Source organism: Huaxiibacter chinensis (genome assembly GCF_022171985.1).
Classification (GTDB): domain Bacteria; phylum Pseudomonadota; class Gammaproteobacteria; order Enterobacterales; family Enterobacteriaceae; genus Enterobacter; species Enterobacter chinensis_A.
Map to the genome: position 1 here is coordinate 358050 of NZ_JAJVHF010000001.1, position 13239 is coordinate 371288.

Sequence of the window (13239 nt, forward strand, 5' to 3'; positions counted from 1 at the left end):
TGCAGCATTCATAACGCAGGCGCATAATTAGCAGGCTTATTACCTTCTGCTTATCGCCTGGATTGCTATGTCACCCTCAGACGTCCCCATAAACTGGAAACGTAACCTCACGGTCGCCTGGCTTGGCTGCTTTCTGACCGGCGCCGCGTTCAGTCTGGTTATGCCCTTTCTCCCTCTCTATATTGAACAGCTTGGCGTCACGGGCCATAGCGCGCTGAACATGTGGTCGGGTCTGGTTTTCAGCATCACCTTCCTTTTTTCCGCCATTGCCTCACCGTTCTGGGGCGGCCTGGCCGACCGTAAAGGGCGCAAAATTATGCTGCTGCGCTCGGCGCTGGGAATGGGCATTATCATGGTGCTAATGGGGCTGGCACAGAATATCTGGCAGCTTTTAATTTTGCGCGCGCTGCTCGGTTTGCTGGGAGGATTCGTGCCCAATGCAAACGCCCTGATTGCAACTCAGATGCCCCGCAATAAAAGCGGCTGGGCGCTGGGGACGCTCTCGACAGGTGCGGTCAGTGGCGCACTCCTTGGCCCGTTAGCCGGCGGATTAATGGCCGACAGCTACGGCTTGCGCCCGGTGTTTTTTATCACCGCGAGCGTACTCTTCGCCTGCTTCCTGCTGACCTTATTCTGCATCCGGGAGAATTTCACCCCGGTGCCTAAAAAAGAGATGCTGCACGCCCGGGAAGTGCTTCGCTCGTTAAAAAATCCAAAGCTGGTACTGAGCCTGTTTATAACGACGATGATTATTCAGGTCGCCACCGGCTCGATTGCCCCCATCCTCACCCTGTACGTGCGTGAACTGGCGGGCAACGTCAACAACATCGCCTTTATCAGCGGACTGATCGCCTCGGTTCCCGGCGTTGCCGCCTTGATGAGCGCGCCGCGGCTGGGGAAACTGGGGGATCGCATCGGTCCTGAGAAAATCCTGATTGCCGCCCTGCTCATCTCGGTGCTCCTGCTCATCCCCATGTCCTTTGTGCAATCGCCCTGGCAGCTTGGCGTACTGCGTTTTCTGCTCGGCGCCGCCGATGGTGCGCTTCTGCCCGCCGTGCAAACGCTGCTGGTCTATAACTCAACCAATCAAATTGCTGGCCGCATATTCAGCTATAACCAGTCGTTTCGCGACATCGGTAACGTCACGGGCCCGCTGGTGGGCGCCGGTATTTCGGCCAGTTTCAGCTTTCGGGCGGTCTTTATCGTGACGGCAGGCGTTGTGCTCTTTAACGCCGTCTATTCCTGGCGAAGCCTGGCCAGAGCCGCACGGCCAACCCCCGCCGCGCCTGGGGCGAATAAAGCACCGGCGCGCGAACAAGATCCCTTGTGACAACTTTATACGCCATTCTTAGTGGCAAAAGCGGAGAATCAGCTATTCTTTCCCTGAATACCATTCGAATCACAGGGAGACGCCAATGACAATGTATGCCACGCTGGAAGAAGCTATTGATGCCGCTCGGGAAGAGTTCCTTGCCAACAATCCCGGCATTGACGCTGATGATGCCGATGTGCAGCAGCTCAACGTGCAAAAGTATGTCCTGCAGGACGGGGATATCATGTGGCAGGTGGAGTTTTTTGCAGAAGAAGGCGACGACGGCGAATGCTTGCCGATATTAAGCGGTGAAGCCGCACAGGCCGTATTTGACGGTGACTTCGATGAAATCGAACTGCGTCAGGAGTGGCTTGAGGAAAACACCTTACACGAATGGGACGAGGGGGAGTTTCAGCTTGAACCGCCGCTGGACACTGAAGAGGGGCAAGCCGCAGCGGACGAGTGGGATGAGCGTTAATTACTCGTAAGGGCCATGCTGGGCATCAATGGGCAGTAAGAGCGTATCAAAGACCAGCGAGAAGGGTAAATCGAGCACCGTCAGGTAACGCCATGCGGAGTCACGAACGTCCCACTTCACGCCAGGATAGTACTGATTACCGTGGCCCTGCCCCGGGATTGTGCGGCTGATGATGCTGCCGCATCCGCTGAGCAGACACGCCATGATGCCCACGATGATAATTCTCATTGCTCACCTCATTAAAAAAATACCGGCTCAGTGGCCGGTATTTTTATGTTGCACGACTTACTTCGCTTTCAGCGCTTCAGGGTTGAGCTTCAGCGTTTCATAATACTGCACCCAGGAAGAGTATCGTTCCGGGGATGACCAGACGCGGTAGTGCAGACGCGACAGCGTTACCGGATCGCTCAGCAGCACCAGACGACGATCGCGATTCAGTTTTTCAGGCGTTTCGTTCAGCGCCTGCTCAACGTGACGATCGCGGGCAATCTCCAGCACCTGGCTTGCACGGTGACGCGCCGTTGCCATCGCCGTTGCCAGCGCATTGAACGACGGATTGAACACCGCGTGCATAAAGCCATCGTCCAGGGAACGGCTACGGTTCATCACCAGATACTTGTCGGTATCCACCAGCACCTGCGGCGGGGAATACTCTTCCGGGATCAGGAACAGTTTCCAGCGTTTCGTGCGCAGCCCGAGGGTGGCACGGCTGGAGAACACGGACACGAAAGGTGACAGGATCAAGGAGAAGACGATCGGTGCCAGCCAGAACAGGAAACGCAGATCCAGCCACGCCATCCCTGCGGCCCACACCAGGCCAAGCAGCATCTGCGAACCATGGCGCATAAATGCTTCTCCCCACGGGGTGGAGTCATCATCACGCTGCGGGGAGTTCCAGACCACTTCCCATCCAAGAAACGCACTCACCACAAACACGGTATGGAACAGCATACGTACCGGTGCCAGAAGTACGGAGAACAGCACTTCCAGAAGCAGGGAGAGCGTCACGCGGAAGAAACCGCCGAACTCTTTCGACCCCTTGCACCAGATCAGAACGATACTGAGCAGCTTCGGCAGGAACAGCAGCACCATGGTTGAAGCAAACAGCGCGATGGCCAGCTCCGGACGCCACTGCGGCCATACCGGGAACAGCTGGCGGGGCTGCAGGAAGTACTGCGGCTCGGTCAGGGCATGGACAACCTGCAGCGCCGTCGACAGGGCCAGGAACATAAACCACAGCGGCGCAGAGAGATAGGACATCACGCCGGTCAGGAACACCGCACGGTGAACCGGGTGCATCCCTTTGACCAGGAACAGGCGGAAGTTCATCAGGTTGCCGTGGCACCAGCGACGGTCGCGCTTCAGTTCATCCAGCAGGTTTGGCGGTAACTCTTCATAGGAGCCAGGCAGATCGTAGGCAATCCAGACGCCCCAACCCGCCCGGCGCATCAGAGCCGCTTCAACGAAGTCATGAGACAGAATCGACCCCGCAAAGGAGCCCTCACCCGGCAGCGGCGCCAGCGCGCAGTGCTCAATAAAGGGCTGCACACGAATGATCGCGTTGTGACCCCAGTAGTGAGACTCGCCTAACTGCCAGAAGTGCAGACCGGCGGTAAACAGCGGGCCGTAAACGCGGGTCGCAAACTGCTGGCAGCGCGCGTAAAGCGTGTCCATCCCGGATGCCTTCGGTGAAGACTGGATGATCCCGGCATTCGGATTCGCTTCCATCAGACGGACCAGACCGCTCAGACAGTCACCAGTCATGACGGAGTCAGCATCCAGCACAACCATGTAGCTGTACTGATTTCCCCAGCGACGGCAGAAGTCATCAATGTTACCGCTTTTACGCTTCACGCGACGACGACGACGGCGATAGAAAATCTGGCCTTCGCCCTGCACTTCCGCGATCAGTTCCATCCACGCCTTCTGCTCAGCCACGCAGATATCCGGGTTGTAGCTGTCGCTCAGGATGTAGACATCGAAATGCTCGGCGTTACCGGTCGCCTTGACCGACTCCCAGGTCGCCCGCAGCCCGGCAAACACGCGATCGACGTCTTCATTACAAATAGGCATGATGAGCGCAGTACGGTGCTCAGGATTCAGGGGTTCATCCCCGACCGTCGACGCTGAAATGCTGTATTTGTCACGTCCCATCAACAGTTGCAGGAAGCCCATAAGCGCGGTCCAGAAACCGGCGGACACCCAGCAGAACAGCACCGCAAAGAGCAGAAGAATGCCACTTTGCAGGATGTACGGCAGCAGCTGCATAAAGGAAACCCACAGATCCTGTCCTACCATATCGGCAGGATTGATCAGAGCCCAGCCCTGATAAGGCAGGATGGTTTTCATATACCAGGTGGCGACAACGGTCTGTGCCAGCGTCAACACCAGTAAGGTGTAACGACGCAGCGTGCCGACGGTACGCCATTTTTGCTCCGATGCCTGTTGCTCTTTGGTTAAGCGAGACAGATAACGCGGCGTAATATCACGCCCGCGCAGACGGTCCCAGAAGCGACCCACCGGGTTGGTGCGCCACGGATCCGGGAACATAGAAGAACGTGTCGCTTTCGGCATAGCCTGCAGCTGCGTGCGCCCTTCGTCGTCTTTAATAAGTTGCCCTTCTGCCAGCGAATCCGGCCAGGCCTGCTCAAGACGTGCTTTCACAGAACCCAGCGGCGTATCATCATCACGGCTAAATGAGTGATGGTCCGCATCCAGCGCGGTATGCACCGCACGGATGTCGCTCTTTGGCAGTGCCGCTTTTTCGATATCCGTCAGCGGCATGGCATCGATATATTGAGTCGTGTTATTCATTGGCAGGTAGCTGATAACTCCAGGTTTCACTCAGCGTCTGATCGCCATTGACCAGCGCAGCGCGCATTTCAGTGGTCTTTTTAGGATCTTTCACTTTCATGCGCAGGGTTAGACGCCACCCTTTAGTGACAGGGTTGTAACGTGCGGTGTTTTCAACGATTTCACCATTGTCGCCAATGCTCACTTGCGCAGTCACCGGCGTGTCCGCAGACAGTTTTTTCATGTCCTGTCCGGCGAAATCGACCACAAACGCCAGCGTACCGTCAGGCTGACGGATCAGATTGGACTGTTTCACATCGCCCGTTGAACGACGGGTTTGCATCACGTAGGCATTATCCGGCGCGTGCAGTTTGTCTTCGTCACGGCTAAAGGTGATGGAGTATTTGAAGTTCATCTCTTTACCGGCTTCCGGCAGCTGATCCGGTGTCCAGTATGCGACGATGTTGTCATTGGTTTCATCGTTGGTCGGTATTTCTACCAGCTCGATTTTCCCTTTGCCCCAGTCCCCTTTTGGTGTGACCCAAGCGCTAGGACGGAGATCGTAACGATCGTCGAGATCTTCAAAGCGGGAGAACTGACGCCCGCGCTGCAGCAGACCAAACCCCTGCGGGTTTTCCATGGAGTAGCTGCTCACGGCCAGATGTTTTGGGTTATTCAGCGGACGCCAGATCCATTCACCGTTACCGGCGTGAATAGACAGACCGTTTGAGTCATGCAGCTCAGGACGGAAGTTGGTCGCCTGCGAAGGCTGATTTGGCCCGAACAGGAACATACTCGTTAATGGCGCAACGCCCAGTTTGCCGACTTTATCACGCAGGTAGACCTTGGACTGCACATCCACCACGGTGTCGCGGCCAGGAATAATGACAAAGCGGTACGCACCGGTGGCGCGTGGAGAATCCAGCAGCGCATAAATCGTCAGGCGTTTATCGGTCGGTTTTGGACGTTCAACCCAAAACTCACGGAAACGCGGGAACTCTTCACCGGATGGCAGCGCCGTATCAATCGCCAGCCCGCGTGCGGATAGACCATAGACCTGACCTGAACCGATCACACGGAAATAGCTGGCCCCCAGCATACTGACGATTTCGTCGTTTTTATCTTTACTGTTGATCGGGTAAAGCACTTTGAAGCCCGCAAAACCCAGATCCTTGACGGTGTCTTTATCATGCTGGACATCGCCAAAATTAAAGTAGTCCGGACTGTACTTGATCTTGCGAACGGCCGTCGCTGTCACCTCATTAATGGCAACCGGCGTTTCGAAGTACATTCCCTGATGATAGAACTCAAGCTTGAATGGGGTCTTAATGTTGTTCCAGTAAGCCTTGTCGCGATTAAACTGGATCTTCTGATAGTCCGCGTATTTCATGTCGCGGAAAACGGAGGGCAGGTTACTTTTGGGCGCCTCGTAGCTCTTACCTGCCATCGATTTCGCCTGTTTTGCGACGTCGTCGATGGAAAAGGACCAGGCCGATGATGTATACAGTGACAACAACACTGCCGCACCCAACCAACGCATTTTCGTCATTTGTGGTTTATGTTTCATAATAAGTAAGCACTTCCCCCTTTGTGTGCTTAATTCGATCCGATCCATTTTACTGGAAATTCAGGCAATCCGACAACATTATCACCGCTTTGTTAGCGCACCGGCTCATGGAATAAGCAAGTAGAAGTCCCTAATTTCACTTTGCGTGCTTATCCTGGAGACAGGGTGTCGGTCTTGATGTAGGGTTGGCTTCGAATGTAACCACATTGAGTCTTAGGGATAAGGCGAAAAGTCTGAGAATGCACAAAGTTATATGACCACGACACCCGTACAACGTGAATATTTCCTCGACTCAATCCGGGCATGGCTGATGCTCCTGGGGATTCCGTTTCACATCTCATTGATTTACTCCACCCACACCTGGCACGTTAACAGTATAGAGCCTTCATGGTGGCTGACCCTGTTTAACGATTTTATACACTCTTTCAGGATGCAGGTGTTCTTCGTCATTTCGGGCTACTTCTCTTACATGCTGTTTCTGCGCTATCCCATGAAGCGCTGGTGGAAGGTGCGCGTCGAGCGCGTGGGGATCCCCATGCTAACCGCCATTCCTCTGCTCACTTTGCCGCAGTTCATCATGTTGCAGTATGTGAAAGGCAAAGCGGATGACTGGCAAAACCTGTCCCTGTACGAGAAATACAACACGCTGGCCTGGGAGCTGATTTCACATCTCTGGTTCCTGCTGGTGCTGGTGGTGATGACCACGGTGAGCCTGTTTATTTTCAGTCGCCTGCGTCGTCACTTAAGCCGCCACCATGAGGCGCACTTCTCTGGCGTCACCTGGCCAAAGCTCAGCCTTCTTTTTTTATTGCTGGGGATGGGTTATGGCGTCATACGCCGGACGCTGTTTATTGTGTATCCGCCGATACTGAGCGACGGCTTGTTCAATTTTGTCGTCATGCAGACGCTGTTCTACATTCCCTTCTTTATGTTGGGTGCGCTGGCCTTTATTTCGCCCGGGATCAAATCGCTGTTCACGACCCCCTCTCGCGGGTGCGCCGTGGGCGCTGCGCTGGCGTTCGCGGCCTATCTGCTGAACCAAAAATATGGCAGTGGCGATGCGTGGATGTACGAAACTGAAAGCGTCATCACCATGTTGCTGGGCCTGTGGATGGTCAATGTGGTCTTTGCGCTGGGTCACCGTCTGCTGAACTTTAAATCTGCACGCGTCACCTACTTTGTTAACGCCTCGCTGTTTATCTACCTGGTTCATCACCCGTTAACGCTCTTTTTTGGCGCCTATATCACCCCGCACATCACCTCGAATGCGCTGGGCTTCTTTACCGGACTGGTCTTTGTGGTGGGCATTGCTATTGCGCTGTATGAAATTCATCTGCGCATTCCGCTGCTGCGTTTCCTCTTTTCCGGCAAGCCGCAGACTAAAAGCGATAGCGCAAAAGCGCTGAGCTAACCGTTATGTATGCGCCGGGTCGCACCGGCGCATTTACAATAACCACTCCACCGGCAGCCACCATGCCAGCCTGACCAAAACGCGTTGCCAGAAACGGGTTTTGGGTTCCTTATCCAGTACGATTTCTCTGCCCTCTTTTTGCTCCACCCAGTTAAGGCGGCCCCGCGCATCGAGCCTGATTTGCCAGGCTTCATGCTGTCGGCTTTTCAAAAAACGCCGGTGGATCAGGCTGGCTAAATCGTGGCTTTCTATCACGAACCCCATTTCGGTGTTGAGCATGGTTGAGCGCGGATCAAAGTTTAACGAGCCAATAAAAACATTTCGTCCATCGATGCTGAACGTCTTGGCGTGCAGGCTGGAACCCGAATTCCCCGTCAATCCGCGGTCATGCAGGCCAGGCGTGCCGTCCTGGGTGGGTTTGAGTTCATAGAGTTCGATGCCGTGACGCAGCAGTTTTTTGCGCCAGCGCGCGTAACCTGCGTGGACGACCGCCACATCATTGGCCGCCAGAGAATTGGTCAGAATGGCGACTTTAACCCCTTTGCGCACCATCTGTAACAGCAATGCCACACCCGCGCGGGTTGGGACAAAATAAGAAGAGATAATATCGATCTGCTGTGTGGGCGAACCCATGACGTCGAGCAGGCGCTGCGGCAAAAGCGAGTGACGCCTGGCTTTGCCCATTCCCTTGCGCGGATCGTCACTGAGCAGGCGCGTTTTAGCCCAGATAAGCGGTAAGCGTCGCGCTTCAAGTGCGGTAACAAACTCGCTGGTCTCCAGTTTCTTAAGATAGCTCTGGGTGAGTTCATCCTGAATCCCTTCCTGGGGAAGATGGATCCTTGCTTCTATCTCTTCCTGAGGCAGTTCAAGGACTTTTTTCAGCGTTGATACGCAGGCACTGCCCCAGTATCGCTCAAAATCCGCGCTCACATCGGCTACCACCGGCCCAACTGCCATCACGTCTAAATCAGAAAAGAGCGGCTCTTCCCCTGCGCCAAAATAGGCATCTCCGACATTTCTGCCGCCAATAATGGTGACTTCGCCATCCACCGTGAAGCTTTTATTGTGCATCCTGCGGTTGAGTCGGGCGAAATCGGTGAGATACCCCAGCGCCCGTAGCGTGCGAAAGGTAAAGGGATTGAACAGACGAACGTCGATATTAGGATGAGCATCCAGCAGGCTGAGCGTTTCATCCAGCCCCTGCGTATTATTGTCATCCAGTAAAAGCCGGACCTTAACGCCTCGCGTGGCCGCAGCGTACAAAACGGAAAAAAGAAGTCGCCCGGACATATCGTCCTCCCAGATGTAGTACTGCACATCCAGCGTTTTTTCGGCCATTTCGGCCAGGCGGTATCGGCAGGCAAAGGCATCGAGACTGTCATCGAGGGGAAGCAGTCCGCACAGCCCGGGGTGAGCGGCACTGACTGGGGCGATAGCCCGCCCCAGCCGCGTTTTATGCGTCGGAGTCTTGTCCTCGTTGGGTAAGCAATCGCTTATAGAGCTGGGCATTTTCTTCATCATAACAGACAAAGTATACCCGCTCCGGTAGACGCCGTCGGGTGAGATAGTCTGAAACCGTGTTAACCGCGATCTCCGCCGCTGCCGCACGCGGAAAACCATATACGCCCGTGGAAATTGCCGGGAAGGCGATCGTGCAATAACTGTTTGCCGCAGCCAGATTCAGGCAATTGCGGTAAGCATCTTCCAGGATCCGCGCTTCGTTCTGCTCACCGCCGTGCCAGACCGGCCCCACGGTGTGGATGACCGCTTTCGCAGGCAGATCGCCTGCCAGGGTAATAACCGCATGCCCTGGCGCGCATTCGCCCTGCTGTTGTCGGACAATTTTACAGGCTTCCAGTAGCTGCGGCCCTGCCGCGCGATGAATCGCGCCATCCACGCCCCCGCCGCCCATCAGCGAGGGATTCGCCGCATTAACAATGACATCCACATGCTGAGTGGTGATATCCCCAACGACAACTTCAATTTGCGGTTTCATACAGCCTCTCTACACCCGCCCTTTTGTTAAGTGTATAGCAGAGAGGAGGTGTGAAAAAGGGGATGTCGTTAAAGCGGAGGCATCCCCGCGCAGGCGTCTAGCGATAGTCGATCTGCATTACCGCCAGCGATTTTTCAGGATTAAGGTACTTCATGCTGACCGTCGCCACATTCGGGAAAGCGTTCTCCCCTTTTAGCGCCGCCGGGTAACTTATCTCCCGCGTCGCTCTTTTCCCCTCTCCTGGACAGGTGAGAGTAAAATTCTGCTGACGGGGGGTCACTTCACAAGGATCTTCGACAATGGCACCGCGGAAATGAATCACGCCGCCAGGGACCACCGTTGCCGCGAAAGTGGAGGTGAGTGTGCCGGCAACAATGAGACCAGCACCGATAATACATTTTGCTTTGAACGCTACCATATTTAGGCCCTCGATGAGAATCATCCCTGTGGTGTCACGCGCTCCGTATTAACAGCATAGGAACATTCCCCGGGAACCGCCAAATTAGTCAAAATATTGATTTCGCGAATATTTCATTCGGAGGGTGGCCATTGCTGAGAAAGATGCAACGCCTTGCCATCGGAGACGGTTACCCTGATTGTTACAGAGTCCTGAGGCCCTATATTTAAACGGAGTCGGGTCAAATCGATGGGCTGATTAGCGGGTATAGATAACGTATTTCGTTGAGTTGAGGTACTTTCGCCCCCCTGCCCTTTACGTGAAGAGAGAATGAGCACCTGACAGAGACAAGGTTCAGTGAGGGTGACCTGCGGGATGATGGTTGTCATGTCACCTTGCTGACTTGTCCTGAAGGTGATTTGGCTGGACAGTGCTGCGAGGAGTAATAAGGTATGCATAATAAACTCCCGAAAAAAAACAGGGCACAGGCCCTGTTTTTTGTTGTACCGGTTTAATCTTAGTATTGATGAGCTGTGGCGTTGTTGCCAAAGCCAACCTGGGTAACCGACACCGTTGAGCCAGAAGCGGTCTGGTCAACAGCTGCACCGTTACCACCACCGTACTGTTTAACCGTCATAGTAGAATCTTTGCTGTTCCACTGATCCAGCGTTGCACTGTTACCAAAGCCTTTTTGCAGCAGGTCAATGGAGCTGTCGTCAGAACCCTGGCCCACATCCGCACCATTTCCGCCGCCATGCTGGGTAATGGTCAGATCAGAGTTTTTCGCGTCAGTTTGCAGAGCAACAGCAGAGTTACCGCCACCGTACTGGTAAATACTCAATTCAGAGTTCGGGCCGCTATTATTACCGCCCCAGCCGCCGCCATGACCGCCACCAAATTGTGGAACGACACCTGCGAAAGCACTGCCAGAAACTACGATTGCTGCAATTGCTGCCACTTTGAAAAGTTTCATGGTAAACCCCCATCGGATTGATTTAATAAGTCGCAAACGGTTAGCGTTGAATAACGCGAATGGCCATTTGTGACTGTCTCTGTACTACGACTGCTGTTTTCTGCGTACCATACTGCGTAATACTTGCTCTGTTACCCGACCCTTTCTGGATAATCATTGCGGTATTACCAAAAGCTTCCTGCTTTATATTCGCATCATTGCCGTTCCCGGTCTGATCGATATAAGCAAGATTGTAAGTCCCTGACTGGTCAACTTTTGCCCTATTGCCACCTCCATCCTGAGAGACAACGGACAGCAATTTAGAACCGCCCTGTCGGACATCCGCGTTATTACTCACGCCTTGCTGACCAATAATGGCTGCCTGATTATATGAAGACTTGCTTAATTCATTAATCGCGAAGTTATACTCCGAATTAGCCAAATCCGGACCTGCCGCGATTGCTAACCCAGGCGAACCCAGTAATGTAAACATCATAAATAACGTTCTGTTTTTCATGTTGTCACCTGGACCTGGTGGTAATTAAAAGGCTTGTGTAAACGCGGTTCGTTTTTTGTTAACGCTGCGTTACGGTGAAGAGTATGTCCGTCGTAACAACTTTAATATCTCACCCAGCAGACTTATTTTAATATCCAGCGTCACCTCAAAGTATTATTCCGGCCTAAAAAATGCTTTCGCCAGCACGAGTTAGTTATTTTAAATTTTATTTGCATTGTCACTTGCTCTGCCTTTGCGCACGCTCACAAGACGGCATCAGCCATGACTGTAACGGTATTGCGAGCAGGGATGCTCAGGGTGCTGTGACACATCACGCGATTTCTTAAGATGCTTTCGGGGAAATGTAAAGACTTAGCTTTTTTGCGCGAATCACACTTAATCTAAGATTAATCTTAAACCTAAAAAATAATATATTTCAATGCATTACATTACTTTGTATGATTTATAAAATGTGTGCAGAGTTATTAAGCTGTACAACTTTCCTATCATTTCTGAACTTTTTAGCCAGGCCGTTTTAACAAATTATTATTTAATTTTACATCTTGTTACACGTTTGCCTCTTGCTTAAAATTTTGTAATAGCTAGATTGAAATCAGCAGTACGATTGAATTTTTTAATATTCGCCTCCGTATCGGAGGTGCTCTTTTGATTCTACACACAGCAGTTCAACATCTGTCAGTGCTTCTGGGGTCCCTCTTTATTCTTAACGAGGGACAGCTGTCAGGCGTTATAAAAAAGTGGGGTTTCATCATGTTTAATGAAGTCCATAGTTTGCATAGCAATTCATTATTGCTGATTACCAAACCATCTTTACAAGCGACCGCTTTATTACAGCATTTAAAGCATACGCTGGCCCTGAACGGAAAATTACATAATATTCAACGTTCTTTCGATGATATTGTTTCTGGCAGCATTGTTCTCCTCGATATGATGGAAGCGGATAAAAAACTTATCCACTACTGGCAAGATAACTTAAGCAGAAAAAACAATAACATCCGTGTTTTATTATTGAACACGCCTGATGAATATCCTTTCCGGGACATTGAAAGCTGGCCTCATATCAACGGCGTGTTTTACGTCAGTGAAGATGAAACGCGGGTCGTGGATGGCCTCCAGGGTATTTTGCGCGGCGAATGTTACTTCTCGCAAAAACTGGCGAGCTACCTCATCACACACTCCGGAAATTATCGCTACAACAGTTCAGAATCAGCCCTGCTGACGCATCGTGAGAAAGAGATTCTGAATAAGTTACGTATTGGGGCGTCAAATATCGAAATCGCCCGTTCGTTATTTATCAGCGAAAATACCGTCAAGACTCACCTTTATAACCTTTTCAAGAAGATAGCTGTTAAAAATCGGACGCAAGCCGTTTCATGGGCAAACGATAACCTGCGGCGTTAAAAGTATGAAACGCATGTTGAACTGGATTGCCGCAGCCAGCTTTTTGCTTGCTGCCGGGAATCTCCACGCCGTTGAAGTGGAAGTTCCCGGATTGTTAACCGACCATACTGTCTCCTCTATCGGCCACGATTTTTATCGTGCGTTCAGCGATAAATGGGAAAGTGATTACCCCGGTAACTTAACAATCAATGAACGGCCCAGCGCAAGGTGGGGAAGCTGGATAACGATCACCGTCAATCAGGACGTTATCTACCAGACTTTTTTATTCCCGACTAAAAGAGACTTTGATCAAAACGTCGCTTTTGCACTGGCACAAACCGAAGATGCGATAAATCGCCTGCAAATAGATAAAGCGCTTTTAGGCACAGGTGATTTAGCGAAAGATGAATTTTAATTCAGTCTATTATCCGGAGGC

At 52.5% G+C, this 13239-nt stretch carries 14 protein-coding genes; 5 read left to right on the forward strand and 9 right to left on the reverse strand.

What is annotated here, in order from left to right; translation table 11 throughout:
* Positions 1-67: 67 nt before the first annotated feature.
* Positions 68-1330: a multidrug efflux MFS transporter MdtG gene (gene mdtG / locus LZP96_RS01825; protein WP_064325656.1), complete on the forward strand. Its 1263-nt coding sequence runs from the start codon at positions 68-70 to the stop codon at positions 1328-1330.
* A gap of 85 nt (positions 1331-1415) precedes the next feature.
* A complete protein-coding gene (locus LZP96_RS01830; protein ID WP_258925671.1) occupies positions 1416-1790 on the forward strand; it encodes a MysB family protein in 375 nt (124 codons plus the stop codon).
* On the opposite strand, the gene LZP96_RS01835 is transcribed toward LZP96_RS01830, so the two are convergent.
* Genes LZP96_RS01835 through mdoG form a run of 3 tightly spaced genes read right to left on the reverse strand, consistent with a single transcriptional unit; the run spans position 1791 to position 6150 of the window.
* Positions 1791-2018 carry a YceK/YidQ family lipoprotein gene (locus LZP96_RS01835; protein WP_064325654.1) on the reverse strand — a complete coding sequence of 76 codons (228 nt, stop codon included), beginning with the start codon at positions 2016-2018 and terminating at the stop codon, positions 1791-1793. It lies immediately after the preceding gene.
* A gap of 57 nt (positions 2019-2075) precedes the next feature.
* Entirely contained in the window at positions 2076-4604 is a 2529-nt protein-coding gene (gene mdoH, locus LZP96_RS01840; RefSeq protein ID WP_064325653.1) for a glucans biosynthesis glucosyltransferase MdoH, read from the reverse strand.
* Complete coding sequence (gene mdoG, locus LZP96_RS01845; RefSeq protein WP_064325652.1) at positions 4597-6150, reverse strand: glucans biosynthesis protein MdoG; 1554 nt, start codon at positions 6148-6150, stop codon at positions 4597-4599. The genes mdoH and mdoG overlap by 8 nt, the downstream gene beginning before the upstream one ends.
* Positions 6151-6403: 253 nt before the next feature.
* On the opposite strand from mdoG, the gene mdoC reads away from it, so the two are divergent.
* On the forward strand, positions 6404-7561 hold the full coding sequence (gene mdoC / locus LZP96_RS01850) for a glucans biosynthesis protein MdoC (RefSeq protein ID WP_064325651.1): 1158 nt from the start codon (positions 6404-6406) through the stop codon (positions 7559-7561).
* Between the two features lie 33 nt (positions 7562-7594).
* On the opposite strand, the gene LZP96_RS01855 is transcribed toward mdoC, so the two are convergent.
* From LZP96_RS01855 to csgB, 6 genes are all read right to left on the reverse strand, one after another.
* On the reverse strand, positions 7595-9082 hold the full coding sequence (locus LZP96_RS01855; RefSeq protein WP_064325650.1) for a phospholipase D family protein: 1488 nt from the start codon (positions 9080-9082) through the stop codon (positions 7595-7597).
* Positions 9015-9557 (reverse strand): O-acetyl-ADP-ribose deacetylase, encoded by a 543-nt coding sequence (gene ymdB / locus LZP96_RS01860; RefSeq protein ID WP_064325649.1) that lies wholly within the window; start codon positions 9555-9557, stop codon positions 9015-9017. Before ymdB ends, LZP96_RS01855 begins: the two co-directional genes overlap by 68 nt.
* Before the next feature lie 97 nt (positions 9558-9654).
* Complete coding sequence (locus LZP96_RS01865; RefSeq protein ID WP_064328100.1) at positions 9655-9975, reverse strand: YmdA family protein; 321 nt, start codon at positions 9973-9975, stop codon at positions 9655-9657.
* Between the two features lie 113 nt (positions 9976-10088).
* Positions 10089-10412 (reverse strand): curli assembly chaperone CsgC, encoded by a 324-nt coding sequence (gene csgC / locus LZP96_RS01870; RefSeq protein ID WP_064325648.1) that lies wholly within the window; start codon positions 10410-10412, stop codon positions 10089-10091.
* A 59-nt stretch (positions 10413-10471) separates the two neighbouring features.
* A complete protein-coding gene (csgA, locus tag LZP96_RS01875) occupies positions 10472-10927 on the reverse strand; it encodes a curli major subunit CsgA (RefSeq protein ID WP_064325647.1) in 456 nt (151 codons plus the stop codon).
* Positions 10928-10967: 40 nt separating this feature from the next.
* Positions 10968-11423, reverse strand: coding sequence for a curli minor subunit CsgB (csgB, locus tag LZP96_RS01880; RefSeq protein ID WP_064325646.1), 456 nt, complete (start codon positions 11421-11423; stop codon positions 10968-10970).
* Positions 11424-12173: 750 nt separating this feature from the next.
* On the opposite strand from csgB, the gene csgD reads away from it, so the two are divergent.
* Both csgD and csgE read left to right on the forward strand, forming a co-directional pair.
* A complete protein-coding gene (gene csgD, locus LZP96_RS01885; RefSeq protein ID WP_064325645.1) occupies positions 12174-12824 on the forward strand; it encodes a biofilm master transcriptional regulator CsgD in 651 nt (216 codons plus the stop codon).
* 4 nt (positions 12825-12828) lie between these two features.
* Entirely contained in the window at positions 12829-13218 is a 390-nt protein-coding gene (gene csgE / locus LZP96_RS01890; RefSeq protein WP_064325644.1) for a curli production assembly/transport protein CsgE, read from the forward strand.
* The last annotated feature ends 21 nt before the right edge of the window (positions 13219-13239 follow it).

Excerpts from the sequence above, each read along its gene's own strand:
- ymdB (WP_064325649.1), bottom strand. The coding sequence starts at position 9,557 with ATGAAACCGCAAATTGAAGTTGTCGTTGGGGATATCACCACTCAGCAT.
- mdoG (WP_064325652.1), bottom strand. The coding sequence starts at position 6,150 with ATGAAACATAAACCACAAATGACGAAAATGCGTTGGTTGGGTGCGGCA.
- mdoC (WP_064325651.1), top strand. The coding sequence starts at position 6,404 with ATGACCACGACACCCGTACAACGTGAATATTTCCTCGACTCAATCCGG.
- LZP96_RS01835 (WP_064325654.1), bottom strand. The coding sequence starts at position 2,018 with ATGAGAATTATCATCGTGGGCATCATGGCGTGTCTGCTCAGCGGATGC.
- csgD (WP_064325645.1), top strand. The coding sequence starts at position 12,174 with ATGTTTAATGAAGTCCATAGTTTGCATAGCAATTCATTATTGCTGATT.
- csgE (WP_064325644.1), top strand. The coding sequence starts at position 12,829 with ATGAAACGCATGTTGAACTGGATTGCCGCAGCCAGCTTTTTGCTTGCT.
- csgB (WP_064325646.1), bottom strand. The coding sequence starts at position 11,423 with ATGAAAAACAGAACGTTATTTATGATGTTTACATTACTGGGTTCGCCT.
- csgA (WP_064325647.1), bottom strand. The coding sequence starts at position 10,927 with ATGAAACTTTTCAAAGTGGCAGCAATTGCAGCAATCGTAGTTTCTGGC.
- csgC (WP_064325648.1), bottom strand. The coding sequence starts at position 10,412 with ATGCATACCTTATTACTCCTCGCAGCACTGTCCAGCCAAATCACCTTC.
- LZP96_RS01865 (WP_064328100.1), bottom strand. The coding sequence starts at position 9,975 with ATGGTAGCGTTCAAAGCAAAATGTATTATCGGTGCTGGTCTCATTGTT.
- LZP96_RS01855 (WP_064325650.1), bottom strand. The coding sequence starts at position 9,082 with ATGATGAAGAAAATGCCCAGCTCTATAAGCGATTGCTTACCCAACGAG.
- LZP96_RS01830 (WP_258925671.1), top strand. The coding sequence starts at position 1,416 with ATGACAATGTATGCCACGCTGGAAGAAGCTATTGATGCCGCTCGGGAA.
- mdoH (WP_064325653.1), bottom strand. The coding sequence starts at position 4,604 with ATGAATAACACGACTCAATATATCGATGCCATGCCGCTGACGGATATC.
- mdtG (WP_064325656.1), top strand. The coding sequence starts at position 68 with ATGTCACCCTCAGACGTCCCCATAAACTGGAAACGTAACCTCACGGTC.